Origin of the sequence: Solirubrobacter phytolaccae (assembly GCF_027587195.1) — a bacterium.
Lineage (GTDB): Bacteria > Actinomycetota > Thermoleophilia > Solirubrobacterales > Solirubrobacteraceae > Solirubrobacter > Solirubrobacter phytolaccae.
Genome location: NZ_JAPDDP010000065.1, coordinates 12,849 through 36,752 on the forward strand (window position 1 = coordinate 12,849; position 23,904 = coordinate 36,752).

Annotated in this window: 31 protein-coding genes; 10 read left to right on the top strand and 21 right to left on the bottom strand. The window is 70.4% G+C overall.

Annotation, left to right across the window (positions count from 1 at the left end; all coding sequences use genetic code 11):
• Window positions 1–31: 31 nt before the first annotated feature.
• A complete protein-coding gene (locus OJ997_RS26860; RefSeq protein WP_270028380.1) occupies window positions 32–628 on the bottom strand; it encodes a sulfite oxidase-like oxidoreductase in 597 nt (198 codons plus the stop codon).
• 27 nt (window positions 629–655) lie between these two features.
• Window positions 656–1,819, bottom strand: a complete 1,164-nt coding sequence (locus OJ997_RS26865) for a bifunctional glycosyltransferase family 2/GtrA family protein (protein ID WP_270028381.1) — start codon at window positions 1,817–1,819, stop codon at window positions 656–658.
• A gap of 115 nt (window positions 1,820–1,934) precedes the next feature.
• Here OJ997_RS26865 and OJ997_RS26870 point away from each other — a divergent pair, with 115 nt between their 5' ends.
• The 4 genes from OJ997_RS26870 to OJ997_RS26885 all read left to right on the top strand — a co-directional run bounded on the left by OJ997_RS26870 (window position 1,935) and on the right by OJ997_RS26885 (window position 4,720).
• A complete protein-coding gene (locus OJ997_RS26870) occupies window positions 1,935–2,498 on the top strand; it encodes a DUF6281 family protein (protein WP_270028382.1) in 564 nt (187 codons plus the stop codon).
• Between the two features lie 62 nt (window positions 2,499–2,560).
• Window positions 2,561–3,139 (top strand): ArsR/SmtB family transcription factor, encoded by a 579-nt coding sequence (locus tag OJ997_RS26875; RefSeq protein ID WP_270028383.1) that lies wholly within the window; start codon window positions 2,561–2,563, stop codon window positions 3,137–3,139.
• On the top strand, window positions 3,136–4,434 hold the full coding sequence (locus OJ997_RS26880) for an MFS transporter (protein WP_270028384.1): 1,299 nt from the start codon (window positions 3,136–3,138) through the stop codon (window positions 4,432–4,434). The genes OJ997_RS26875 and OJ997_RS26880 overlap by 4 nt, the downstream gene beginning before the upstream one ends.
• Window positions 4,352–4,720, top strand: a complete 369-nt coding sequence (locus tag OJ997_RS26885) for a hypothetical protein (protein ID WP_270028385.1) — start codon at window positions 4,352–4,354, stop codon at window positions 4,718–4,720. The genes OJ997_RS26880 and OJ997_RS26885 overlap by 83 nt, the downstream gene beginning before the upstream one ends.
• Here the strand turns inward: OJ997_RS26885 and OJ997_RS26890 are convergent.
• Entirely contained in the window at window positions 4,717–5,145 is a 429-nt protein-coding gene (locus OJ997_RS26890) for an ASCH domain-containing protein (RefSeq protein WP_270028386.1), read from the bottom strand. The genes OJ997_RS26885 and OJ997_RS26890 overlap by 4 nt on opposite strands.
• Window positions 5,146–5,226: 81 nt before the next feature.
• On the opposite strand from OJ997_RS26890, the gene OJ997_RS26895 reads away from it, so the two are divergent.
• Entirely contained in the window at window positions 5,227–5,379 is a 153-nt protein-coding gene (locus tag OJ997_RS26895) for a hypothetical protein (RefSeq protein ID WP_270028387.1), read from the top strand.
• 233 nt (window positions 5,380–5,612) lie between these two features.
• On the opposite strand, the gene OJ997_RS26900 is transcribed toward OJ997_RS26895, so the two are convergent.
• Entirely contained in the window at window positions 5,613–6,143 is a 531-nt protein-coding gene (locus tag OJ997_RS26900; RefSeq protein ID WP_270028388.1) for a hypothetical protein, read from the bottom strand.
• A gap of 58 nt (window positions 6,144–6,201) precedes the next feature.
• Between OJ997_RS26900 and OJ997_RS26905 the strand changes: the two genes are divergently transcribed.
• Window positions 6,202–7,401: a hypothetical protein gene (locus tag OJ997_RS26905; protein ID WP_270028389.1), complete on the top strand. Its 1,200-nt coding sequence runs from the start codon at window positions 6,202–6,204 to the stop codon at window positions 7,399–7,401.
• Between the two features lie 10 nt (window positions 7,402–7,411).
• Here OJ997_RS26905 and OJ997_RS26910 read toward each other — a convergent pair whose 3' ends face one another.
• Both OJ997_RS26910 and OJ997_RS26915 read right to left on the bottom strand, forming a co-directional pair.
• On the bottom strand, window positions 7,412–7,969 hold the full coding sequence (locus tag OJ997_RS26910) for a class I SAM-dependent methyltransferase (protein ID WP_270028390.1): 558 nt from the start codon (window positions 7,967–7,969) through the stop codon (window positions 7,412–7,414).
• A 59-nt stretch (window positions 7,970–8,028) separates the two neighbouring features.
• Complete coding sequence (locus OJ997_RS26915) at window positions 8,029–8,670, bottom strand: TetR/AcrR family transcriptional regulator (RefSeq protein ID WP_270028391.1); 642 nt, start codon at window positions 8,668–8,670, stop codon at window positions 8,029–8,031.
• A 30-nt stretch (window positions 8,671–8,700) separates the two neighbouring features.
• Here OJ997_RS26915 and OJ997_RS26920 point away from each other — a divergent pair, with 30 nt between their 5' ends.
• Window positions 8,701–9,483: an NmrA family NAD(P)-binding protein gene (locus OJ997_RS26920; RefSeq protein WP_270028392.1), complete on the top strand. Its 783-nt coding sequence runs from the start codon at window positions 8,701–8,703 to the stop codon at window positions 9,481–9,483.
• Window positions 9,484–9,558: 75 nt separating this feature from the next.
• On the opposite strand, the gene OJ997_RS26925 is transcribed toward OJ997_RS26920, so the two are convergent.
• The 4 genes from OJ997_RS26925 to OJ997_RS26940 all read right to left on the bottom strand — a co-directional run bounded on the left by OJ997_RS26925 (window position 9,559) and on the right by OJ997_RS26940 (window position 12,071).
• On the bottom strand, window positions 9,559–9,726 hold the full coding sequence (locus OJ997_RS26925; protein WP_270028393.1) for a hypothetical protein: 168 nt from the start codon (window positions 9,724–9,726) through the stop codon (window positions 9,559–9,561).
• 122 nt (window positions 9,727–9,848) lie between these two features.
• Window positions 9,849–10,244, bottom strand: a complete 396-nt coding sequence (locus tag OJ997_RS38180; RefSeq protein WP_372517939.1) for an FKBP-type peptidyl-prolyl cis-trans isomerase — start codon at window positions 10,242–10,244, stop codon at window positions 9,849–9,851.
• A gap of 296 nt (window positions 10,245–10,540) precedes the next feature.
• On the bottom strand, window positions 10,541–10,816 hold the full coding sequence (locus tag OJ997_RS26935; protein ID WP_270028396.1) for a hypothetical protein: 276 nt from the start codon (window positions 10,814–10,816) through the stop codon (window positions 10,541–10,543).
• 43 nt (window positions 10,817–10,859) lie between these two features.
• Window positions 10,860–12,071: an ROK family transcriptional regulator gene (locus tag OJ997_RS26940; protein WP_270028397.1), complete on the bottom strand. Its 1,212-nt coding sequence runs from the start codon at window positions 12,069–12,071 to the stop codon at window positions 10,860–10,862.
• A 488-nt stretch (window positions 12,072–12,559) separates the two neighbouring features.
• Between OJ997_RS26940 and OJ997_RS26945 the strand changes: the two genes are divergently transcribed.
• Window positions 12,560–13,162, top strand: a complete 603-nt coding sequence (locus tag OJ997_RS26945; RefSeq protein ID WP_270028398.1) for a TetR/AcrR family transcriptional regulator — start codon at window positions 12,560–12,562, stop codon at window positions 13,160–13,162.
• Here OJ997_RS26945 and OJ997_RS26950 read toward each other — a convergent pair.
• The 9 genes from OJ997_RS26950 to OJ997_RS26990 form a co-directional block, all read right to left on the bottom strand.
• Complete coding sequence (locus tag OJ997_RS26950; protein WP_270028399.1) at window positions 13,159–13,890, bottom strand: SagB/ThcOx family dehydrogenase; 732 nt, start codon at window positions 13,888–13,890, stop codon at window positions 13,159–13,161. The two genes, OJ997_RS26945 and OJ997_RS26950, sit on opposite strands and share 4 nt — an antisense overlap.
• On the bottom strand, window positions 13,887–15,101 hold the full coding sequence (locus OJ997_RS26955) for a YcaO-like family protein (protein ID WP_270028400.1): 1,215 nt from the start codon (window positions 15,099–15,101) through the stop codon (window positions 13,887–13,889). Before OJ997_RS26955 ends, OJ997_RS26950 begins: the two co-directional genes overlap by 4 nt.
• Complete coding sequence (locus tag OJ997_RS26960) at window positions 15,091–16,179, bottom strand: TOMM precursor leader peptide-binding protein (RefSeq protein ID WP_270028401.1); 1,089 nt, start codon at window positions 16,177–16,179, stop codon at window positions 15,091–15,093. Before OJ997_RS26960 ends, OJ997_RS26955 begins: the two co-directional genes overlap by 11 nt.
• Complete coding sequence (locus OJ997_RS26965) at window positions 16,157–18,016, bottom strand: RiPP maturation radical SAM C-methyltransferase (protein ID WP_270028402.1); 1,860 nt, start codon at window positions 18,014–18,016, stop codon at window positions 16,157–16,159. Before OJ997_RS26965 ends, OJ997_RS26960 begins: the two co-directional genes overlap by 23 nt.
• Window positions 18,009–18,383: a hypothetical protein gene (locus OJ997_RS26970; protein ID WP_270028403.1), complete on the bottom strand. Its 375-nt coding sequence runs from the start codon at window positions 18,381–18,383 to the stop codon at window positions 18,009–18,011. The genes OJ997_RS26965 and OJ997_RS26970 overlap by 8 nt, the downstream gene beginning before the upstream one ends.
• A 113-nt stretch (window positions 18,384–18,496) precedes the next feature.
• The gene (locus tag OJ997_RS26975) at window positions 18,497–18,877 is read right to left on the bottom strand and encodes a Rid family detoxifying hydrolase (RefSeq protein WP_270028404.1); all 381 of its coding nucleotides are present in this window, start codon (window positions 18,875–18,877) and stop codon (window positions 18,497–18,499) included.
• Between the two features lie 14 nt (window positions 18,878–18,891).
• Window positions 18,892–19,251 carry an MGMT family protein gene (locus OJ997_RS26980; protein WP_270028405.1) on the bottom strand — a complete coding sequence of 120 codons (360 nt, stop codon included), beginning with the start codon at window positions 19,249–19,251 and terminating at the stop codon, window positions 18,892–18,894.
• Window positions 19,248–20,219 carry a YhaZ family DNA alkylation repair protein gene (locus OJ997_RS26985; RefSeq protein WP_270028406.1) on the bottom strand — a complete coding sequence of 324 codons (972 nt, stop codon included), beginning with the start codon at window positions 20,217–20,219 and terminating at the stop codon, window positions 19,248–19,250. The genes OJ997_RS26980 and OJ997_RS26985 overlap by 4 nt, the downstream gene beginning before the upstream one ends.
• 33 nt (window positions 20,220–20,252) lie before the next feature.
• On the bottom strand, window positions 20,253–20,576 hold the full coding sequence (locus OJ997_RS26990) for a nuclear transport factor 2 family protein (protein WP_270028407.1): 324 nt from the start codon (window positions 20,574–20,576) through the stop codon (window positions 20,253–20,255).
• Window positions 20,577–20,659: 83 nt separating this feature from the next.
• On the opposite strand from OJ997_RS26990, the gene OJ997_RS26995 reads away from it, so the two are divergent.
• Window positions 20,660–21,190: a MarR family winged helix-turn-helix transcriptional regulator gene (locus OJ997_RS26995; protein WP_270028408.1), complete on the top strand. Its 531-nt coding sequence runs from the start codon at window positions 20,660–20,662 to the stop codon at window positions 21,188–21,190.
• A gap of 16 nt (window positions 21,191–21,206) precedes the next feature.
• Here OJ997_RS26995 and OJ997_RS27000 read toward each other — a convergent pair whose 3' ends face one another.
• Window positions 21,207–21,992 (bottom strand): SDR family oxidoreductase, encoded by a 786-nt coding sequence (locus OJ997_RS27000; RefSeq protein ID WP_270028409.1) that lies wholly within the window; start codon window positions 21,990–21,992, stop codon window positions 21,207–21,209.
• Window positions 21,993–22,224: 232 nt separating this feature from the next.
• The gene (locus OJ997_RS27005) at window positions 22,225–23,106 is read right to left on the bottom strand and encodes a DUF1963 domain-containing protein (protein WP_270028410.1); all 882 of its coding nucleotides are present in this window, start codon (window positions 23,104–23,106) and stop codon (window positions 22,225–22,227) included.
• An 87-nt stretch (window positions 23,107–23,193) separates the two neighbouring features.
• Here OJ997_RS27005 and OJ997_RS27010 point away from each other — a divergent pair, with 87 nt between their 5' ends.
• Window positions 23,194–23,556, top strand: a complete 363-nt coding sequence (locus tag OJ997_RS27010; RefSeq protein ID WP_270028411.1) for a VOC family protein — start codon at window positions 23,194–23,196, stop codon at window positions 23,554–23,556.
• Window positions 23,557–23,904: the final 348 nt, after the last annotated feature.

Below are 23,904 nucleotides of genomic sequence, written 5' to 3' on the forward strand. Positions count from 1 at the left end.
GGCCCAATCCTCCAACTAAACGTTCGTCGAGTCAGTCGCCCTGATAACGCTGCTCCAACCACGGATCGCCGCGGTCGTGATAGCCGAGCTGCTCCCAGAATCCGGGCTCGTCCTCGTCGGTGAAGATCAGCCGCCGCACCCATTTGGCGCTTTTCCAGAAGTACAGGTGCGGGACGAGCAACCGGGCGGGGCCGCCGTGCTCGGGCTCGAGCTCCTCGCCGTCGTACTGGTAGACGACCCAGGCCTTGCCGCCCGTGACGTCCTCGACGGGCAGGTTGGTCGTGTAGCCGCCGTCGCAGAGCGCGGTCAGGTACCCGCCCTCGAGCTCGACGCCGTCCAGCAGCGTGTCGACGGAGACGCCCGTCCACTGCGTGTCGAGCTTGGTCCACGTCGTCACGCAGTGGATGTCGACGGTGAAGTCCTCGCGCGGGAGCGCGAGGAACTCGTCCCAGGTCCACGAGCGCTCTTCGCTGAGCGAGCCCGTGATCGAGAAGTCCCACTGGTCGAGCGGGACGTGCGGTGTGGGGCCGGCCGAGAGCACGGGGAACCCGCGCTCGAGGTACTGGCCGGGTGGGAGCCGCTCGTCGTCACCCGAGCGGCGCCGGAAGAAGCCACGCGTAGTTCCCATGCCTCCGGGACGCTACACGGTCCGGATTCAGCGCTCGATCGCGGGGACCGCGTGCACGGTCCGGCGCCGGCGGGCGAACACCCACGTGCGCAGCGCGACGTAGCGCGTGATCGTGGCCGTGAGCGAAGCGGCGACCAGCACCGCGAGCTCCAGCCAGCGGGCGGGCGTGCTGTCCAGGCCGTGCAGCACGGCGAGGGCGCCCGTGGTGAGCATGACCGTGAGGACGAACACGACCGCGCCCCGCACGTGGTGGCGGACGAGCCCTTCACGGCCTTCGACCCTGAAGGTGAAGCGGCGGTTGGCGGCCGTGTTGGCGACGGCGGTGATCGCGAGCGCGATGATGTTCGCGACGACCGCCCCGAGCGCCGGGTGCAGCAGCAGGTACAGCAGCGTGTACGCGAGCGTGCTCACCAGGCCGACGGCCATGAACCGCGCGACCGTCCCCGCGACGAGCAGGCGCGCGACGCCCTTGAGGTCGGTCACCGCGGTCTGCACGATGTGCACGCGCGAGTCCGGGTCGTCCACCCAGTCGACGGGCACCTCGTGGATGCGCAGCCCGCGCCGCTGGGCGAGTACAAGCAGCTCGGTGTCGAAGAACCAGCCGTTGTCCTGGACGTCGTCCATCAGCGTGTCCAGCACGTCGCGGCGGACGGCCTTGAAGCCGCACTGCGCGTCGCTGAACTTCGCGCGCAGGATCGTGCGCAGGATGCGGTTGTAGGAGCGGCTGATGAACTCGCGCTTGGGCCCGCGCACGACCCGCGAGCCGTGCGCGAGCCGGCTGCCGATCGCGAGGTCGCTGTGGCCGGAGAGCAGCGGCGCCACCAGCGGCATCAGGCCCCGCAGGTCCGTGGAGAGGTCCACGTCCATGTAGGCGACGACGCGTGCGGGGCTGCGCGACCAGGCCTCCCGCAGCGCTCGACCGCGGCCCTTCTGCTCGAGCCGCAGGTGCTGCACGCTCGGCAGCGTCGCGGCGAGCCGGCGGGCGATCTCCGGCGTGGCGTCGACGCTCGCGTTGTCGGCGATCGTGATCCGCCAGCGGAACGGGAACCCGTCCGTGAGGAAGCGGTGCAGACGACGGATGCTGCGGTCCAGCCCGGCGGCCTCGTTGTACACGGGGACCACGATCTCGACGTCGGCGAGCGTGGCGGAGCTGGTCCGACCAGCGGTGGGGACGGAGACGAGATCAAGCATGCTGAGAGCATCGGGTTCGTCCCCGAGAGCGCTCTGGGACGAGCCTGAGAGAACCCTGGGACCTCGTAACGCAGCACGCTGCGGCTCTCCTCGCGGTCGGGTAGGGTCCGGAAAGATGCGCATCGCACTACTCACCATTGGCTTCGCACTCCTGCTCGCTTCCCGCGCGGACGCGGTCTGCATCGGGGCGATCAAGTTCCAGGACAGCTGGTACCGGGGCGGCAACGTGAAGCTCAAGCTCGGCGCCAAGCTCCCACAGCGGGCGATCGTCCCCGCCTGCAACGACGCGGGCCCGGAAAAGCCCGACACGAAGACGACGGCGTACCGCATCCCGGGCGTCGACCCGCGCGTCGGCGTCGCGACGCGCAAGGGCGGCTGGTACAACGCGCACACCTTCCCCTACCTGCGCGAGCACCCGCTGCACAAACGGCTCGGCTTCGACAAGGCCCGCTACTCGCCGTACAAGGGCAAGTCGTGCACGGTCACGGCGAAGGTCACCGACACGTTCGGGTCCTTCAACATCGACCACGAGCCACAGCGGTTCGTGAGCATGCGCCCCGACACCAAAATCACGCTCCGGCGCTACGGCGTCGCCTGGATCGAAGAGGGCACGACGCTCCGCATCCGCGGCGGTTGCGGCCGCGACATGATCTACGCGACGCACATCGACAAGGGCTGAAGCGCGCACTGCATCTGCAAAGACTTCTTTGCAAAGGAGTCTTTGCCGTCTAGGGTGATGCGGTGGACACCAGCTCGATCACCCCCACGCCCCGGCAGCTGCGAGCGCTCACCCACCCGGTGCGACTGCGGATCCTCGGTCTCCTCCGCACCGAGGGCCCGACCACGGCGACCGCGCTGGCGAGCCGGCTGGGACTGAACACCGGCGCGACGTCGTACCACCTGCGCCAGCTCGCGACGCACGGGTTCATCGTCGACGACGCGTCGCTGGGCACCGGTCGGGAGCGATGGTGGCGGGCGGCGCACGCGGCGACGCGCAACGAGTGGGAGCTGCCGGACGCGGACCCGGCCGACCAGGAGGCGTTGGACGCGTACCTGCAGTCGGTGGTCGTGGTCTACACCCGGATGCTCCAGCAGATGATCGAGGAGCGGGCCACGCTGCCGCACGAGTGGCGGAGCGCGTCGACGGTCTCCGACTGGCGGGTCCGGCTCAACCCCGAGCGGGCGCGGCAGCTGATCGAGACGGTCGCGAAGGTGATCGAGGCGTTCCCGGACGCCGACGAGTCAGACGCCGAGGCCGTGCACTACACGGTCATGTTTCACGGCTTCCCACGGCCGGGCGGAGACGCCGACACCTCGTGAGCCCGCGGCGGTCGCTGTACGGCTGGCTGGCGGCGGAGGGCGTCTCGCTCGCCGGCACGCGGGTGTCGATGGTGGCGCTGCCGTTCTTCGTGCTGACCACGACCGGCAGCCCGGAGAAGACCGGGCTTGTGGCGGTGGCCGAGCTGCTGCCGCTGGTCGTGCTCAAGGTGCTCGGCGGGCCGGTGATCGACCGGGTCGGTGCCCGGCGGGTGGCGCTGGTCTGCGACGGCGGGTCCGTGCTGGTGGTCGGCGCGGTGCCGCTGCTGCACGACGCCGGGGTGCTCTCCTTCCCGGCCCTCCTGGCGCTGGTCGCGGTGGCCGGCGCGCTGCGCGGCCCGGGCGACGCGGCCAAGCACTCGCTGATCCCGACGCTGTCGGCGACGGCGGCGGTGCCGATGGAGCGGGTCACCGGGCTCAGCTCGACGGTCGAGCGGACCGCTTCGATGCTCGGCGCCGTGCTCGCGGGCGCCCTCGTCGCGGTGGCGGGCCCGGCCAACGCGCTGCTGGTCGACGCGGCGTCGTTCGGCGTCTCCGCGCTGCTCCTCGCGTGGGCGTTGCCGGCCGGCACGCGCGGCCTGGGCGAGGAGGACGATGGCGAGCCGTACCTCGAGCGGCTGCGGGCCGGCTGGCGATTCCTACGCGGTGACCGCGTGCTGGTCGCCATCACGGTGATGGTGGCGTTGACCAACCTGCTCGACCTCGCCTGGTCCGCCGTGCTCGTGCCGGTCTGGGGCGTCGAGCGGGGCGGCGGCGCGGGCGCGGTCGGAGCGCTGTTCGCGACCTTCGCGGGCGCGTCGGCGCTGGGGTCGCTCCTCGCGGCGGCCTACGCCGAGCGGCTGTCGCGCCACGTCACCTACCTGGTCTGCTTCCTGGTCGCCGGGCTGCCGCGGTTCGCGGTCCTCGCCTTCGACGCCCCGCTCCCGGGCGTGCTCGCGGTGGCGGTGGTCGCCGGGTTCGCGTCGGGCTTCCTGAACCCGATCCTCGGCGCGGTCATCTACGAGCGGGTGCCCGCGCCCCTGGTCGGCCGCGTCAGCTCCCTCTCGACCGCGGCGTGCTTCGCGCTGATGCCGCTCGGCGGGCTGGTCGGCGGCTTCCTGGTCGCGGGAGCGGGCCTGAGCACGGCGATGCTGGTGTGCGGGGTCGCCTACTTCGCGGTCACCATGTTGCCCGCCATCGACCCGCGCTGGCGCGAGCTGGATGTACGATCGCCACGTGCTGCGGATCGGTTGGGAGAAGGCCCAGGGGAAGTTCGTCGCCCAGAACCGGGTCAGCAAGTCCACCCAGAGCCGAGGTGACGGCCCGTCCTACATCCTGTTGGTCTGGGACTACATGGTCGAGGTGCCCGGTGCCGACGGGCAGCCGACCCGCCTCGTGATCCGGGTCAAGAACCCGAACCTCGACCTGCCCGAGCTGGGCGGGACGGTCCCGGTGCTGGTCAACCGCCGGCGGACCAAGGCGGCGTTCGACCTCGACGACCCGAGCATCTCCCCCGACGCGCGGCGCAAGCTCGGCGAACAGCGTCAGAAGGCCAACGCCGCCGCGAAGCAGGCCAAGTTCGACGCGAAGCGCACCGAGCGTTAGGCCAGGCGGAACCGCCACACGAGCACCTGCGTGTCGTCGGTCAGCGCGGAGAGCGTGCCGGCGGGCAGCGTGGGGATCACTTCGTGAGTCCAGAAGCGCTCGTGTGCGACGCGCCACTGGGCGACGTCCTCGAAGTCCTCACCCTCGTCGCGGGCAAGGCTCCAGTCGGCGTCTCCGAGCCGGATGACCTCGACGAGCGTCGTCTCGATCACGCCGACCGGCTGCTCGCTGGAATCGACGACCGTGTGGCGCTGTCCGACGACCGGCAGCGCCTCGCCTTCCACCTCCCACTCGATCGCCAGCCCCGTCGTCGCCGTCTTCTTGCCCGACAGGACCGCGGCCACGAGCTTGTCTCGCAGCGGCCCCGGGAACGCGAACGTGATGACGTCTCCAGGCGGCGGCTGTGGGGTGTCTGAGCGTTGCACTCGAGTGGCGAAGCGGATTATGCTCGCGAGGTGCTCGCATCATGGCGTAACTGGCAGCTTCCCCATGCACGCTGGATCTGGTTGAGCGCGTACTTCGTCGCCGGGGCCGTCGCGCTCCTGCTCGGCGCGGGAGCCGCCAGCGCGCTGGTCGGCGCGGTGGTCGCCATCCCGGTCGTCGGCGGGCTCGAGCTCTGGTTTCGTGCTCGACACGCCGAGCGTCCGGACAGCGGGTAGGCCCGCCTGCGACGTCGTCGAAAGACAGCACACTTGTCCGGTCCGCCGGTCGGGTAGGCGCAGGTCATGACCGACGACAAGAAGCCCGTTCCCGTGCCAGGCGAGGCCCAGCGCGACGACGGCGACGTCCAGTAGTTCGAGGTCGACGAGACCAACGTCAGCGGCGCCACCGAGTCACAGCGGCCGCGGGAAGACGGCGCGCCGGACACTGAGCCCGACGAGTAGGGCCGCGCTCAGCGGTGACGTTCGCGGCCGTACTGACGTTTCTCCGCTCGCCGGCTCCGCCTGGGTGTGTTCCAGCTCAGCGGCGGCCCCGGGCGCGTGGGTACTTCGCCGCGGCCGATCCGGTACAGCGGTACATCGTCTCGTTCGCAGACCCACCACGCTTCGCCGTCGCGAACCGCGGCGCGCGCCGGGTGCGGGTGCCACGGGCATGGGGGTCGTGACTGTGCCCAGGCGGCGTCCGTCTCGGCGAGATCCTCTTGCAGGATGTCGGCGGTCAGGACCAGGAGCCTGGGTCCGGTCATCGTTCGCGGCACCCAGTTCCCGCCGCCGTACTCGGTGGGCGTTTCGGGATCGAGGTCATCTTCGAGCGGCGGCAGCGGCTCGCTGAGCTCAGCGATCGCGAGATGCAAGCCGTTCAGGTCGACGGCGCGGTATGCGACCACGGCGAGCTCGGCGATCGGCTGCGCACCCTGCAGATCGCGAAGGACGGCGGCGGCAGGCGCGTCCAGCCAGTCCGGAGGCCTGCCCGAGTCGTGCACGCGGCCGACCTTACCGTTTCCCGAGTGGTGAGCTGACGGCGCGGGTAGCCGGGGGCCTGTGAGCCTCCTCGCCTCCACGCTCGTCATGGCCACCGCCAGCCTCGGCGGCTTCCAGCTCGACGGCGACGCGCAGGGCCGCGCGACGCTCGCGTGGACCGGTTACGCGGGCAAACGCTACGTCCTCCGGGTCGCCGACCTCCGAGACGGCAGGCCGGGACCGACGCGCGAGCTGTGGACCGGGAAGGGGCTCGCCCACGTGATGTTGGAGTCCTTCGACGTGTCGCCCGGAGGCGCCGCGGTCGCGTGCGTGCAGGCCAGTCGGGACGTGCATGACAAGCCCTGGCGGACCTACGTGCTGCGAAGGGCGGCGGGCGGAGCCTGGAGCAAGCCGATCCGCGTGAGTGGCAAGCGCATTCACGACGTCTCGTGCGCCACCGACGACTCCGGGCGGGTGACGATCGCGTACGGGCTCGGCGGGCCGGTTCGGACGACGACGATCGCAGTCGACGGGTCCCAGGAAGGCCCGGTGACGCTTCGGCGGGACTCCGTCGGGCCGCCGCAGGTGGTCGCCTCCGCCACCGGCGCGGCAACCATCGCCTACACCGCGGACACCAACCGCCAGCGCTTCCTGTACATCGCCGAAAGCGGACCAGGTGGATGGACCAGTCGCCTTGTCGGGCCGGCCATGCTCCCAGAGCTCGCGATGGACGACACCGGCCGCGCCCTGGTCGGCTGGTCGAGCGTTTCGGAGGCCGACAACCAGCTGCGCCTCGCCACCGCACCCGCCTTTGCCCCGCAGACGCTGATCTCCGAGCCACGCAGCACGCTTTCCCGCATCGCCGCGAGCGCGCGCGGCGACGTGCTCGCGGCGTGGCAGAGCAACGCATGGACGTTCTCGAACGGCCCGCGCGAGCTGCACGTGATGCTTCAACGGCCCGGGCAGCCGTTCGGCCCACCGGTCTCGCTCGGACGCTTCGAAGGCTATCCCGCCGAGATCGCTCTCGCCGCGGACGGCACGGGCGCCGCGGCATGGAACACGGCTCGTGAGTCGCGTCCCCCAAAGCTCGTCGTGCGACGTCTCGCAGCCGACGGCGCGTGGCAGCCACCAGTGGCGCTCGCCGGGACCGAGGTCCAGATCGTCGCGGCCCCCGGCGGCACCGTGACGGTCGCGTGGCTCGCCAAGTCCGCGGACGGCCGACGCGAGCGACTGCACGCCGGGCTCGTAGCGACAGGCTCGCTCGCCCGCCGGAGCCGCTGAGCGTGATCAGCTAAGCGGACGAACCACGCCTGCGGCACGACCAGAGCAGCGCTTGCCGGTCCCGGCGCAACTCCGGCACCTGCGCCCACGGGAGCCTGCGGCCGCGTGAGCGCACGGGATGGGCGAGCGCCTGAGCCAGCCGGGTCTCGTGGCAGAACCGGCCCCCCGGGACCAGCACGCGGGCGATCTCGGACAGCGCATCCGCCCGGCCCGCGACGTGGTACGTGGTCCCGAAATCGATCACCGCATCGAAGCTCGCATCGGCGAACGGCAAGGCACGCACGTCGCCGCAGACAAGCTCCACCGACGTGCCCGCGACCCGGTGGCCGGCCTCCTCGAGCAACCGCGGATCGATGTCGAGTCCGACCAGGCGCGTCGGGGCGAGCTGGCGCACGATCGGCGCCAGCGCCACGCCGCGACCGCATCCGACTTCGAGGATGCGCGCGCCTCGCGGCACCCCGAGCAGCGACAGCATCACCGGCACCTCGAGGTTCTGCTGGCAGCGGTTCCGCGCTTCGTCGTTCGGGAACGGTCGGTACTCGCGTTCTGAGCTGTCGGTCGCGAACATGAGGGCAGCGTAGACACTTATCGACCGACGGTCAATAGGCGTTCGCCACGGCGCGGCGGTCAGTGCTCTTGGTGGTGCCGCTGCCGGTTGACGGCGAGGATCTCGTCGGAGAGGTCGGGGTCCACGAGTCGGATCGCGCGTGAAAGGACGATCGCCCCGACGATCTCGCTCAGCAGCGCGATCGATCGACGCCGCGCTGCTTCCGGGTCGAGCGCCTCCCCGCGCTCGGTCGCCTCGAGCTGCTGCGCAGCGTCAAACCCCGCGATGTAGCCGTTCACGCCCTCGGCGTAGGCGGCTTGGATCGCGGGCCCGTGGCGACCGGCGTCGGTGACCAGCGCCGCCGACGGGCACCCGCCCCCGGGCATGTCGCGGTGCCCGGGCGAGAGATAGGCGTCCACGGTCTCCGCGAGTGAGGGCCGCTCGGGATCCGCCTCGTCGGTGGCCCGCGCGAGCGTCGCCAGTGAGGTCGCGAAGGCGTCTTCGAAGACGGCCACCGCAAGCGCGTCCTTGGAAGCGAAGTGGTTGTAGAAGCCGCCGTGGGTCATACCCGCGTCCTTCATGAGCGCGGCGATCCCGATCGCGTCGATCCCGTCGGTGCGGAATCGGGGACTCGCCGCATCGACGATGCGCCGTCGCGTCTGGGCCATGTCCTGCTCGGAGATCCGCGGCACGGGGCAGTCCTCTTCGGTACGCTCCAGCACCTCCTCGACCGGCGCCCCGCCGCCGAGCTCGTGGGCCTGGCCCGCGACCCGGAGAAGGCCGCGGTCCTCGCCGCCCTCGGCATCGAGATCCGCACCGGCGACTACTTCGACTACGACTCGCTGAAGCGCGCCTTCGCGGGCGTCGAGAAGGTGCTGTTGGTGCCCACCCATGCGTTCACCGACCGCAGCACCCAGCACGCCAACGTGATCGCCGCGGCGGCGGAGGTCGGCGTCAAGCACCTCGTCTACACACCGATCATCCGCAAGGCCGGCTCTGCCTTCGAGCTGCCGCAGGTCACCGAGCCCGACGCCTTCACCATCAAGACGCTCGAGGCGTCAGGCCTTCAGTCCACGATCCTCGGCCACCCGCCGTACATCGAGAACTTCCCGTTCTACATCGGAGCCGACGCGTTCGAGTCCGGCGTCCGCGTCCCGGCCGGAGACGGCAAGGTCGCTTCGGCCGCGCGCGAGGACCTCGCCGAGGCCCAGGCCGTGGTCCTGACCGACCCCGGGCACGAGGGCAAGACCTACGCCCTCCACGGAGCTCCGGCGGTCTCGTTCTCCGATCTCGCCCAGATCCTGTCGGAGATCCGGGGCACCGCCGTCCACCACGTACCGCTGTCGGACGAGGCGTACCTCGAGCACATGGTCGCCGGCGGCCTGCCGGGGCCCGCCGCCGAGTTCGCGCTGAGGTGGATCCACGCCATCAACGGCGGCGAGTGGGACGACCAGCCCGGTGACCTCGAGCGGCTGCTGGGCCGCAAGCCCACCACGATCGCCGAGTTCCTGCGCGACTACCCCGCCGCCGCGTAAGGGTCCCGCCCGGACACGTGGCCGCCGTCGCCTGGCGGGACGGCCACGGTGAGTCGCACTGGGTTCGTCAGGCGATCAGTACCACTTGCCTTTGGCGAAGCCACCGAAGGCGATGAGGCCGACGAGCGCGATCAGCACCCCGATCAACACGCTCCAGACGATCGCCACCACGATGCCCACGATCACGAGAATTCCGCCGAGCCCAATTCCTCCGGTGTTGCCTCCCGAGCGATCTCTGGCCATGAACGTCCTCCTGAACGAAGCGGTGAGGGCCCGCGCCGCGCGCGAGCTCGCACTGAGCCTGCCCAACTTCGGCGGGATTCAGCGATCGGCGACCGCCGGTCGCTCCCGGGGGCTCGCCGGGGTCAGCTCCCGACCTCGATGAGATCGACCACGAACACCAGGGTCTCGTTCGGTTGGATCGACGCGCCGGCGCCCTGCTCGCCGTAGCCGAGCTCGGGCGGGATGACGATCTCGCGCCGGCCGCCGACGCGCATCCCCGTGACGCCCTGGTCGAAGCCCGCGATGACGCTGCCGCTCCCGAGCTCGAACCGGAACGGGTCGGCGTAGCTCGCGTCGACCTCCTTGCCGTTCGACCACGTCTTGAGGAAGTAGTGCACGCGCGGCAGCGTGCCCGCGTCGGCGACGGCTCCGGTCCCGACGATCACGTCGCGCGTGACGAGGGTCGCGGGCGGCGCCCCGTTCGGGATGGCGACCACCGGCTTCGCGCCCTGCGGGCACGCCGTGTAGCGCTTGCGCACGGAGGCCGTGCGACCGTCGCGAGTGCGGGCCTTCACCGTCAGCGTGAACGACCGCTGGGGCAGCTTGCGGACGACGATCTGCCGGTCCGGCCGCGCCCGGGTGACGCGCTTGACCAGCTTTGCTCCGGCCCGCACCGTCAAGGTCTCGAACCGCTCACGCGGGCTCAGCGCGAGCGTGCCGAACCCCATGCACGTGCGGCTGGACGGCAGATTGAAGGCCTGTCCAGCCGGGATCGGGGCGAGAAGCAGCGCAGACGCCGCAAGGGTCGCGATCATCGCGTGTACTCAAGCAGCGGCTACGTCGGTCCGCTCGATGCGCCGGCGGCTTCTGAGCGCTCAGTCCGTCGTTCGGCGCGAAACGCAAGGACCTGCAACACGGCGAAGACCACGAGTGCCACGAGCGGCCACGGCCTATCGACTTCCGCGCCCTGCAGCAGGCCGGCCGTTCCGGCGGCGAGAGCGGCAGCTACCGACCACGCGCGCGCGGGACCTCGCTTGCCGCGCACGAAGACGTCCCAGTTGAGCGCCAGTACGACGCCGACGACGATCACCGCAAGCGCCCACTGACTCACGTCGCGGATTCAAACAGGTCTTCAAGCACTGCGCTGCATGTCTCTACACCGCCCGCCTCGCGGCCCGAGCGCCGCCCTCGCCGGCCGCCAGTCGCAGGTTGACCGCGGCCGGGGCCAGTGACGACTCCAAGGCCAGAAGCGACGCTCCGAACACGCCCGCACGAGGTCCGAACGCCGCGCCGGCGACGCGTACCTGAGCCGAGACTTGGTCGTGCACGACATCGCGAACACCCGCGATCAAGGCCGGGCTGGACAACGCCAGCTCGCCGCCGAGCACGACGGCCTGCGGGGAGAGGAGTCTCACCGCGTTGGCCACCACGCCGCCGATCGTGCGTCCCGCGTCGTCGAGCAGGCCGTTGACGGCCCGGTCCCCGGCGGCGGCGAGTCGAGCGAGATCGCGAACGGTCTTCACCGGCCGGTCCGCGCGTGATGCGCGCTCCACCAGGGTCGCACCGGCGGCGACGGCGCCGACGCATCCGACGTTGCCGCACGCGCACGCGACGTCGACGTCCGCGGCGACCATCACGTGTTCCAGGTTGATGCCCAGCCGGTGGGTTCCGCGATGGATCCGGCCGCCACGCACCAGCGCGGATTGGATCGAGGCGTCGACGTCCAGGAAGAGCAGATCCGCGACCTTGCGTCTGGGATGCCGCGATTCGGCGAACGCGGCGGCGCACGCGTCGTGCTCGACCATGATCGGCGCGTCGTACCGCGCGGCGAAGTAGTCATGGGACTGCCGGCAGACCTCCACCAGCGGCCATCGGCCGGCGGAGATATCGGGGACGACGGACCCAGGCGCCGCGATCCCGATCGCCATGAGCTCCCGAGTGCCCGTCCCGGCCTGTTCGAGCGTGCTGCGGAGCAGCGAGTGCATGGCTTTCAAGCGCGAGGCGATCGGCGTCGTCAGCTTGACCTCATGGCTGTTCTCGGCCAGCACGACGCCCGCCATGTCGATCGCCACGACGCGCAGGCTCGTCGACCCGAGGGTGGCACCGAGCACGACGCCGCGGTCGCTGTTGAGGCGCAGCACGTCTGCCGGGCGCCCGCCCGTCGACGGGCGTCGCGCCTGCACGGTGATGTAGCCGTGCTCGACGAGATCGCGCACACGGTCGGACACGTCCGACCGGCTGACGCCGGCGAGCTCGCACAGCTCCGAGCGTGTCACCCCGTCCTTCTGGCGACGAATCACGGCAAGGCAGTGCCCTGCGCTGAATTGCGACGAAGCGTCGATGAAGCGGGGGTTTGGACGTGTCATCGGGCGGGCTCCACCGAGGAGGTAGCTGGTTGCGTAGGCCGCGCGTCCGTGCGCCGGAGCGACGCGACGGACGGGCAGGCCACCCTCACAGTGCAAGAGCGACCATACCACCGGTATGTTGTTCGCGCAGCAACCGCCAGAAAACGGGTTCCATCTCGGCGTCCAGGCCATACCGTCGGCACAGCGTCCCTGTGGACCTTCCAGCGCGCGATCGCGGCACGATGAGGGGAATTTCGGCTCCAGGAGGTGCTCGCCGAGCGCTCCGGGCCCGCTTTCGCCCAGCTTCTCCGCCGCCCTCGCTCGATTCTCACCCCGGACGCGCGTTCCGCCAGTACGTTCCGGTATGGCGGTTTCCTTTCGAACACTCCCGCTCAGTCGGGGTCGGAGGCGGCGCGCCCATACCAACGGAACGTCGAGGACCGAGCGGTTCCGCGAACCACCCGATCGTCGCGATACCACTGGTATGCAAGTGGACTATCCTGTCGCACATGGCCACCAGAACACAGGCGCCGTCTCCTCAGAAGGCGGACGAGCTCGCGCAGGCCGCGTTCGCGTTGTTCTGCAGCCGCGGGATCGACGGAGTCAACCTGGATCAGATCGCCGCGGCGGCCGGCGTGACCAAGGGCAGCCTGTACTGGCACTACGCGTCCAAGAAGGACGTGATCCTCGCGGCCGCCGATCTCTACTACACGCGCTGGCGTGAGGAGATGGCCGCAGCGACCGGTCCGGCCGTGACCATGGTCGACAAGCTCGAGGCGGCGATCGCGTACTCGGTGCGCAGCTGCCTGCTCAACGACGCCAACCGCATCTTCTCCACCGAGGTCATCGCCCTGTCCGTCTACGACTCGGACCTCCGGGCCAGTTGGGCGAACTTCCAGGACGAGGTCGACCGGTTCTTCCTCGGGCTCACGCACCAGGCCGTGGGGAACGGCGAGCTGCTGTGCGAGGACGTCGACCGCGCGGTCGACTTGATGATCGCGGCCATGGAGGGCATCAAGCAGATCGCGCTGTTCAGGCCGCAGATCTGCGCGCCGCAGAGCGAGCAGCGCACCTGCCGCCGCCTCATGTCGCTCCTCGGCACCCCAGCCTAGGCCTCGTAGCCAGCGGCGATCACGTAGACGGCGCCGGCAACGGTCGGTTCGACGCGGAGCAGCGCGTTGAGACGGCCGTCGGCGAAGCCGCCGATGCACAGCGTCTGCAGCCCGAGCTCGAACGCGCGCAGGCAGAGGTTCTGCGCGTAGTGGCCGGCCTCGAGCAGGAGGTAGCGATAGCCGCGCGGCCCGTACTTGTCCTGGGTGCGGGCGAAGCGCGCGACGAGCACGACGACGACGTTCGCGTCGGTGATGAGCGGATACGCGAACAGGGCGTCGGCGAGGCGCGGCGGTACCGGCTCGTGGTCGAGCTCGAGCAGCGCGTGGCCGAGGGCGTCGTAGCGGTACAAGCCCTCCGCGAGGCCGGTGACGTCGTGCACGAACAGGTGGGCCTCCAGGGGGAAGAGCCCGCCGGCGGAAGGCGTCGCGCGTCGCAGGCTGTCGTGCTCGGTGTGCTCGAGCACGCCCTGGCCGCCGGCGAGCAGCGAGGCGAGCGTCGCGAGTGGCAGCTCGGCCGCGCGGAACTCACGGCACGAGCGGCGACCACGCTGGAGGGCGACGAGCGCGCTGTCGCTCGCGGCGGGCAACGGGACGAGCGGGCGCTCGCCGGGATCGAGCAGCGGCGCGTGGCCGGCCTCGAGCTCGTACGCCGCATCGTTGAGCCACGGCTCGGAGTTGAGGTGGTACAGCAGCGACAGCGTCGTGGTGTCGTCGATCGGAAGCGTCATGCCAGCGGGTGTGGACAGGGGTTCAGCTCCGGGCCGAGACGGGTGCCGCCGAGGCGCTCCTGCCCGAAGCCGAAGTGGATCGGCTGCAGACCGGACGCGAGCACGCGAACGATGCGGTAGCCACTCGGGCGAACGTCTGGCGTCGTCAACTCGACGTAGACGGGCGGGTAGCCGAGGTCTGCGAGCGCCTGCGCGCAGTCTTCGAGCACGTCCGAGTGCCCCTCGAAGTCGGTGATCGAAGCTCGCTCGCCGCCGCGCCAGAGGAACGCGAACTGCTCGCGCTGCTCGGGCAGCGCCGCGTACGCGCTGTGATCGTCCAGGAGCCGGACGTCCTCCGGACGCGTGAGGCGACCGGCCGGCGGCCGGTCCCGGAAGCGCGCGTTCTCGGCCGGGCGGGCCTGGCAGAGCTCGAACAGCGCCTTCTCGAGCGCCGTCGCCGGGGTCGGGTGGCAGCCCATCGCGAGCACGGTCGCGGCGCGCCCCGGCGTGTCGTCGAGCGCGAGCGCGAGCACCACCGTGGCGGGCAGATCGGTGGGCAGGACGAACGCGCGCAGCTCGACGCCGAGCGCGGCGTGATGGCGGTGCAGGGCCGCCGCGATCCCGGTCTCCAGCGCGATCTCCACGGCCGGCCGTCGGTTCATCCAGGCGATCATCAGCGCATCGCGCTCGATCAGCTCGCACAGCCCGGAGCGCACGGCACTCGGGAGGTCCGGCCCGGCGGCGAGTCCGTTCGTCGTCATCTGGACCAGCGCCGTCGGTGCGACGAGCATGACGAGCGCGGCGGGCACGGCGACGGCCACGCCGCCGAGCACGCGGCTCCCGCGAAGCCACGCGAGCGGCTCCCGCTCGTCCCACGGCGGGTACGGCCAGTCGTCGCGCGCGTACTGCTCGTCCGCGTAGAGCACGCACTCGGTGGGCGTGATCGCGTTCTCGAGGTCCGCTGCGACCGCCGAGAACATGGGCTGGGGAAGCGACGCGCAGTAGCGCTCCAGCGCCTCGCCCACGGCCGCCGCCTTGGCAGCTGCCTCCGTGCGTCCCTTGCCTGCCGTCACCCGCTCGGAGCGCCGCGCGACGAGGTAGTCGTAGTTCGCCAGCGTGGCCGTCCACAGGTGCGGAGGCTCGGGTTCCGCGCTCCCGCGCACCTGCGGGCGCAGCGCGCGGATCACGCCCACGCGGGGGCTGACGAGATCCGCCCACGGCTCAGCGGTCATGGCACGCGGGGCAGTCGGGCTTGCGCAGCACGGCGTGACGCTCGATCGCGAGGTCGGTCAGCCGAATCGTGAGGATGCGGCCGACCAGCGCGGGCGCCGCCAAACCGGACAGGTCGTTGAGCACCTCGTTGCCCGCGAGGTTCGCGGCGATCCCGGCGCCGAACACCAGGTTCTCGCGCCGGTCGCTGTCGTCGCTGCGGCGGCGGTCGAGCCGGCGTTCGTGCACGAACGCGTGCTCGGGGTTGCCCGCGCACGCCACGGCGCGCATCCGGTAGCACATGAAGCACGCGCTGCGGCCCGGGTCGATGGCGGGGCCGACGATCACCTCGGCGCCTGAAAGCGCGCACGCGATCCAGCGCACGTGCAACGCCAGACACGCACGGTTGACCTTGTACGCCAGGTTCAGCTGTCCCGCATCAAGGCAGCAGAGCACGTAGTCCGAGCCGGCGATGGCGCGTCGCACGTCCTCGTCGTCCTCCAGCGGCGTGTCCAGCGCGAGTACCTCGCAATCGGGAGCGGCCGCCCGCGCTTGCGCCGCCACCCGCTGCGCGCGGCTCGCCCCCACGGCCTCGACGCCGAGAAACGGCGAGAAGTACGTGTCCGCGGGCGTCACCGCGAGCGCGTCGTGGCAGCGCAGCGTTCCGACGCCCGCGGCCGCGAGCGCGAGGACCGCCGCCGGCCCGGCGCCGCCGAGCCCGATCACCGTCACGGTCGCTGTCGCCAGCCGGCGCTGCAGGTCCTCCCCGGGCGCGAGGTCGCTGAACAGGTTGCGCTGCGGCAGCCTCCGCTCGGGCCCCGGCTCGTCCGGGGCCTCGACGACGACGCCCTGGGCGAGGAGCAGGTCGAGCGTCTCGGCGAGGTCCTCGGCGTCGATCACGTCGCTCGCCTGCGCCTGGATGTCATCGAGCGAGCGAGTGCCGTCGAGCAGTGGCACGACACGCTCGCACAGCTCGCGAAACCCGAGGCCCTTGAGCGTCAGCGAGCGTCGCTCGGAGACGATGTGCAGCGCCTCGTCACCGTCCTCGTCGGGCGGGTCGAACCACACCGAGACGTGGCTAGGCAGCAGCAGCCGTTGCACGGCGAACGCCGGCCCGTGGCGGTCGGCGTTTGCGGAAGACGGCCAGCGCGAGGTAGCGGTCGCCGATCTGGGCAAGCAGGCGGTCGGCGAGGAGCGCCTCGAGCGCGTCGTCGACATCGGCACCGGCGAGCTCCGGGTCGCGCCGGAGGGCCGCGCGGGTCCGGCCGACGTCGCACAGCTCGTAGACCCGCGCATGTACCCCGTCGAGCTCGTGCCGCTCGGCGGTCGCGACCGGGCGCGTGTCGGTGACGACGAGCCGATCGTCCTCGGCGTCCAGATTCAACTCGGGACGGTCGGTGTTCTGGCCGCGCCACCACGACGCCACCGCCCGGTTCATCGCGTCCGTGTAGTCGCGCGGCCGGCGGCCGTCGGCGTAGTCGAAATCGAAGTAGTAGGCCAGCCTCGCCATCTCGCGACGACCGAGCGGGAAGACGTAGAAGTACGCTCGGCTCGGGCGAACTCTCCGGAACCCGTACTCCTCGCTGCGGGCGTGGAACGGGCTGAAGCGATCAAGCCGCACCTGCGCGGTGGACATCGGCGCATCCAGGTGCACCAGCAGCGGCATCAGCTCTGCCATTCGCTCGTACTCGGCCGGCGGCTCACCGGGGAAGCCCGCCAGCACGTTCCAGCAGCAGCGGATCCCGAGCTCGGCGCACCAGCGCAGCAGCGCGATGTTCTGCGCGGCCGAGACACCCTTGTCCATCCGCTTGAGCACATCATCGGAGAGGCTTTCGATGCCCGGCTGGATCTGGCGGATGCCGCCGCGGTGCAGCTGCACGAGCTGCTCGTAGCGGAGGTTGGCCTTGACCTCGTAGAAGAGGTCGAGCTCGAGCCCGTCCTCGGCCAGCAGCGGGAACAGCGTGTCGATGTAGTGCAGGTCGAGGATGTTGTCCACGACGCCGAAACGCAGCTCGCCGTACCGGCGTGCGAGCCACGTCAGCTCGTCGAACGCTCGCTGCGGGCTCTTGCTGCGAAACGCCATCGAGTCGCCGTTGAGCCCGCAGAACGTGCAGTGATGCTTCGCGCCCCACCAGCAGCCGCGCGACGTCTCGACGGGCAGGTAGGTCTGCACCTCCGCGGCGATGGGCGAGCCGCGCACCTGCGCGAAGTAGTCGTCGTAGTCCGGGTACGGAAGTGCATCGAGATCGACGACCGGCGGTGCGTTGACCGCCTCGTCGTGGCCACGTGAGCGCACGCCGCGGACGGGTCCGCTGGCGCCGCCCAGCAGCACGTCGAGCAGTTGCGGGAGCGAGCGGTCGGCCTCACCACTCGCGACGTGATCGATCCACGGGAACGACGCGAGCATCTGCGCGCCCATCTCGCCTTCGCAGTTCGCGCCACCGAAGACGACGATCGGCGGCTCCGCGGCCTCCTTGAGGCGGCGTGCGACTGCCAGGCAGGCGCACGTCTGGTGGAACGTCGTCGTGAACCCGACGACGCGGGGGCGGTGGGCCAGCACGCGCGCCGCGCAGGCTTCGAGGTACTCGCCGCGGCCGGTCCGCATCACCCCGATCGACTCCAGCAGCTCGGCCGGCGCGTTCCCGCTGAGCACTCGCTCGAGATACTCCTCGGCGGGCGGGATCCGATCGCCGAACACGTCGTCGGCGAACAGCCACTCGCCCGCGAGGACGTCCGGCGCCAGCGCGTTCGCGACCGCGGCATAGGGCTCCGGCCCGACCCGCGCCGCGAACGCGACATTGCAGTACTCGATCGACGCCGACCAACCGGCCGCACACGCCGCCGCCTTGAGCAGGCTCACGCCGATCGCCGGCCGATCGACGTCGGCGAACGGCATGACGACGAAGACGATGTCGGTGCGCGAGGTGGAGTCAGCCACCGAGCCCGCCGAAGCCGCCTCCTCCGAAGCCGCCTCCCGGCCACCCGCCGCCGCATTCGAAGCACTCGAAGCATTGCCGGATGATCGGCTGGCGGATGATCGGCTGCCGGATCACGATCGGCTGCCGGATGACGGGCTGGCGAATCGGGGTGATGCCGCACTCATTGACACCGCACTCGTCAATGGCCCCCGCTCCCGCTCCCGCCCCCGCCGCAGCGGCGGCGGCGCCCTGTTGGCCGAGCAAGGCGCTCACCTTGTGGAAGGCCTTGAGCTCGTCCTCTGTGATGTGCACTTGCGACAGCTTGTCCTCGAGCTCGCTGACACGCGCCTCGAGCGACTTCTCGCCGCCCTTCTGCTCGTCCGCCATGAGACCTCCCGTGGGAGCTGCTGTTGGGTTCGCCTACGCGTATCACCAGTCGGTGGTGATAGTCAACGATCACCGATCGAAGTGGATAGTCGGACCAAGATTCGATCAATCGCTCAGGTCGGAAGGACCGCGATCGCTTCGATCGAGACGAGCAGTCCGCGCGGAAGCCGCACGTTGGCCGGGGCCGAGCGCGCCGGCGGTGGGTCGGGCATGTGCCGCGCGTACACCTCGTTGAGGCGGCCGAAGTCCTCGACGTTCGCGTAGAAGATCGTCGTCTTGACCACATCGTCCATCGACGCGCCCGTCGCTTCGAGCACGCGCGCCAAGTTGGTCAGCGCCTGCTCGGTCTGAGCCTCGATCCCTTCCGGGATCACCCCCGTCGGATCGATGCCGGCCATCCCCGAGCAAAAGACAAGGCCGTTGGCGACGACCGCCTGGCTGTACGGACCGAGTGCGGCTGGAGCCTCTGCACTGGACACTGCGCGTCTGGTCATCACGCAAGTCTCCCCTACGGCGTAGCCGCGATCCGCTCGCGATTGCCCAGGTCGACGCCTCCGCCTTCGGAGACCTGCCACATCGCAGCGCCGAGGTCGACCGAGTACGTGCCGTCACCATGCTCGACCAGCGGGGTGTGCTCCGCTGAGAAGTGCCGGCGGGCGGCCTGCTCGACGCCAGGGGCAGGACGGCCGCTCGCATTCACGACACGCCACCACGGCGCCTCGTGCCCATCCGTCCTGAGCGTGTGACCGACGCTGCGAGCGCTGGCGCCTTCCACGTGGTCGGCGATCGAGCCGTAGGTCGTCACCCGCCCGGCCGGGATCGACTCGACGATGGTGAGAATCTGCTCGAGCGTGGTCGAACGGCTCATGACGACTCCTCTGCGCTGATGAGTTGGAACGTGTCGCGACCGTAGGGGCGCCCATTGATCTGGAGCTCGATCGCGTGCTCGCCGGGATGGAACGTGCGGGTGGTCTGAGGCCGGAACGAGTACGACTTGCTGATGAGCACCGTCTCGCCGGGCGCGATCGACCGTGACGCGATCTTGAAGACCTTCGGCCTCGACGCGCCGCGCGCCTCGAACTCCGTACCGTCGAACCCCATCAGCTGCAGCGCTCTCGGATGTCCCTGCTTGATCAACGTGCGCAGGGCGTGCCGGGCGACCCGGGGCGTGTGCGCATCGGGCCGGTCCAGCCAGCCGGCCACGATGTCGGCGGCGAGGTCGGGGTCGTCCCGACTGAGGTCGTTGACGTGATTGGCGACCGACCGGCGGACGTACTCCGCTTCGTCGGCGTACAACGCGTCGACGATGGGGCGAGTGGCCCCGGGCCGCCGGACCAGCTCGGGCACGCCCTTGGCCCACGGGAGGTGGGAGCGCGTGCCCTCGCTCGCGAGCCGGCGGACATGCGGGTTCTCGCTGCTCGTCCACGCTTGCGCGATCTCGAGCGTCCGCTCGAAGCGGGCAGCGAGCATCGCCCGGATCGCGAACTCGCCCGTCAGTCGTGTCGTCAGCAGGGCGAGGACGTCCATCGCGTCGTCGAGATCACCCGCGAGCCCGGACTGCAGCGCTCGACCGACGACGGCCTCCGAGACCGGCCACAGCATCCAGCCGGTGAAGGTCTCGTCCTCGAAGGCGGCGCGTACCGCCGTGGCGGCCGCGTCGTACCCCTCCGGGAGGTCGGCCATCAGTGCGTCGCGGACGATGTCGACCCGCCGGCGCAGCTTGTGGCCGGAGACCGCATCCGCCGCCGCGGCGACGACCCCCCTCGCCTCGACGCCGTGCGGCTCCATGAGCCGGCCCAGCCGGCGCACGGTTGCGGGGTCGATCAACTCGTCCATGGCGCCCATGCGGGTCTCCGGCCTGGCCGTGGCTTACGCGACGTCGATGGACAGATGCGTGATCGCGTCGTCCTTCGTCGTGAAGACGAACGCGAACGTCAGGGGCCCACCCGGGAACTCGCCGTCGCAGGAGGCCACGAGCCGGCCGTCCTCGTACGAGGTCGGGGTGATGACGACCTTCGGGTCCACCAGCTGGGCCTTGATGAACCCGCGGATCTCCTCGTCCGTGGCGAACGTGGCGCCGTCATCGATGACGGTCGCTCCCGGTGCGAACAGCGCGAACAGCGCGTCACCGTCGTGAGCGTTGGTGGTCGCGACGAAGGTCTCGACCGCTTCGGGCAGCGTGATCACAGGCATGGCACTTCGCTTTCGTGTTGGTGTCAAATACTGTCTTGCAGGACAAGATAACTTCGGTCTACGAGAGGCACTAGGGTCACTGCATGGCGAAACAGCAAGCTGGCGATGACACCCGCTCCCTGGTTGCGAGCGACTTTCCCTACCGGTCGCCGCTGCTCGCCAACCTGAGCGCGCTGATCCTGCTGTGGAACTCGCCTTCCGTCCAAGGCCAGATCCTCGCCAAGAGCGGAGAGACCCTCGATCAGCCGTCACACCAGACCCTTCGGCATCTGCTGGCGTGGGGGCCGATGCGCCCCACCGCCCTGGCCGAGGTGCTCGGGACCGGGGCCTCGTACGTGAGCAAGATCGTGGGCCGCCTCGAGGAGGACGGCTTGGTGCAGCGATCGACCGATCCTTCCGATCGACGTGCGAGCCTCGTCACCCTGACGGAGGCGGGAGAGGTCGCGGCACGCGGCGTGTACGAGCTCGGAGACCGGATGATCGCCGAGGTGCTGAGCGGTTGGTCCGCCGCCGACGTCCGCCGCTACACCGATCTGACGGAGCGCTTCGTCAGCGACGCGATCAGCTCAGCGGAGCAGATGCGCGAGCGCGGCCTGCTTCCCGAGCAGCCGTGAGCGCACCCTCGTCAGCTCAGGTGGTGGGCACCGTTCCGCCGTCGATCACGTACTCGGCGCCCACGATCGACGAGGCGCGATCAGACACGACGAACCCCACCAGGTCGGCGATCTCCCCCGGGGTCGCGAAACGGCCCAATGGCACGCCGCCGAGCGAGTCGAAGATCTGCTGCTTGGCCGCTTCCCGGCTGAGCCCGTTGCCTTCGGCGATCCGGTCGACGAACCGCTCGTACGCCTCGGTCTCGATCCCGCCGGGGCTGATCGCGTTGACCCGCACGCCGCGCGGCGCGAGCTCGTTCGCGAGCCCTTTGCTGTAGGTGCGCAGCGCCGCCTTCGCGGCGGCGTAGGCCAGCGAAGCGTCGAACTGCGGCATCCGGTTCTGGATGGACGTGACGTGGACCACCGCGCCCGAGCCCGACCGAATCATCGACGGCAGCAGCGCGCGATCGAGTCGCACGGCGCCGAGGAAGTTCAGCTGCAGCTCGGTCAGCCACTGCTCGTCGGTGATGACCTCGAAGCCGCCGGCGGGCGTCGACGCGCCGCCGACGACGTGCACGAGGATGTCCGCCCCGCCGGCCTCGATCATCCGAGCGGCGACGGTGTCCGAGCCTTCGGCCGTCGAGGTGTCGGCCTCGATGAAGCGCTCGGGAAGCTCGTAGTCCTCGGGCATCGATCGCGCCGACACATAGACATCGGCGCCCAGCTCCCTGAGCCGCTCGGCCACCGCCTTGCCGGATCCCTTGGACCCGCCCGTCACCAATGCACGGCGACCGTCCAACCGGTCGCGCTCGGAAGTTGACACGTTTCCTCCTTCGGGACCGTCCGTCCCGCTGGTGTTTTGAGGTCATCGACCGGTGCGAACAACGTAGCACAGATACCGTCCTATACGACAGTATTTATCTAGGCGCTGTCAGGCGGCGCCCTGTATCTCGGATTGGTGCCGTCGCACGAACGCGCTGAGCAGCGCCGTGAGATCGTCGGGATAGTGCTGTTTCGCCGCGACCGTGTGGGTCATGATCGACGCAGTCGCCTAGTCAGGTGGTCTGCACGAATCCGCAGTGGCGCTCAACGCGGCCGGAGCTGAAGTCCGGCCGGCGCAGCCACCAGTACATACAGCCCGTGTCGCCCCAGAAGAACCCGATGTCCTCGTCGGTGTCCAGCTGCGCGAGAAGGCGCCAGTCGTCGGCGACAGGCGCGCAGTCAGGCTCCATCGGGTTCTGCACGATGTCCGGCAGCCCGCAGACGCGGTGCTTAGGCGCCCCGGCGAAGAACGTGTCGTTGAACTCGTCGAACAGGTCCCAGTACGCCTCATCCAGATCGTTGTCCGGGAACTCGGGAAGCTCGTCGGCGAAGAAGGACGGCAGAACCAGTTCCGCGGCAAGCGACATCTTCCGCTCCGGATACTCGATGTCGTACTCGCCCAAGTCCGGGTGCACGACTCTCGGGGTCGGGAACAGCGTGTCGCCGTCGGCGATGAACGCGGCGAACGCGCCAGCGTCCTCCGGCCCGGAGCCATCGCCGGTGGCGTGAGCGAAGAGATGGAGCGTCCCCACGGCGGGGAGGCCATGGCGCGCATCCACGTCGAGGACGGACGCGACCGAACCCAGGTCCACGCGCGCCATGTACTTCAACGCCTGCTCTCGCCAGGCCGGCCACTGCCAGTCCCTCGGCATTCGCGGCACTCCGGCCAAAGCGGAGGTGCCGCTGACGTCCGGGACCAACCGTGCCGCAACCCGGGCGTGCACGAGGAACGTCTCGGGATCGACGTCGTACGCCACGAGCTTCTGCGCCCACCATGCCCGCTGCTCCGCAACGACCGCCATACCCCGCAGTATCGCCGGGATGCGTGTGCTTGCAGTCCGCGTGCCATGCGCGGAACCGATCACCCAGAGGGCGATCCCCACCACGACGGCCACGTGAACCCAACCCCGCGACTTCGCGGAACCGTCGAAAAGAACCATCCTGCTCGGTGCCTCGCGTCAGGCGGCATCTACCCTCCTGGGATGGCCGTAATCGGTCTCGATCACGTGCAGATCGCGGCGCCGCCGGGCTGCGAGAAGGCAGCGCGCCGGTTCTACGGGGAGTTGCTCGGGCTCGCCGAGTTACCCAAGCCGGAGCCGCTTAGAGCTCGCGGCGGCGTGTGGTTCGCGGTCGGTGCGCAGCAGCTGCACGTCGGCATCGAAGAGCCCTTCCAGCCCGCTCTGAAGGCGCACCCGGCGTTCCGCGTCGAAGCCGCGGCGCTCGACGAGGTCGCGGCGCGACTGCAGCAAGCAGGGACCGAGGTCGCCTGGGACCACGCCCTAGCCGATGTACGTCGGTTCTTCGTCGCGGACCCATGGGGTAACCGCGTCGAGTTGCTCGCTTGAGCCGAGCGCAGCTCACGCACCGGGTCCGTGGCCCGCTGAGCCTGGCGGCACAGTCGTTGGAATTCCGGGGGAGGTCGAGACCACCAACGGCCCTGGGCCCGCCTCTCGGGCCACAGCCGTGTCAGCGGTCCGGTCGCTGGTGGTGCCCCCGCTCGGCTCACCCGCCGCTGATCTCGCGCACGGCCGCCATCGGGAACCGGACCAGCGAGATCACCACGCGGTCCTGATCGCCAGGGGTTCGGTTGGTGATCACGAGGGTGTCCGGTGATCTCCCAGTTTCCGCACCCCGAGATGAAACGCATCCACGCGGTCTAGCAAGCTGGGTGCCGCGCGAGGCACCCAGCCGGC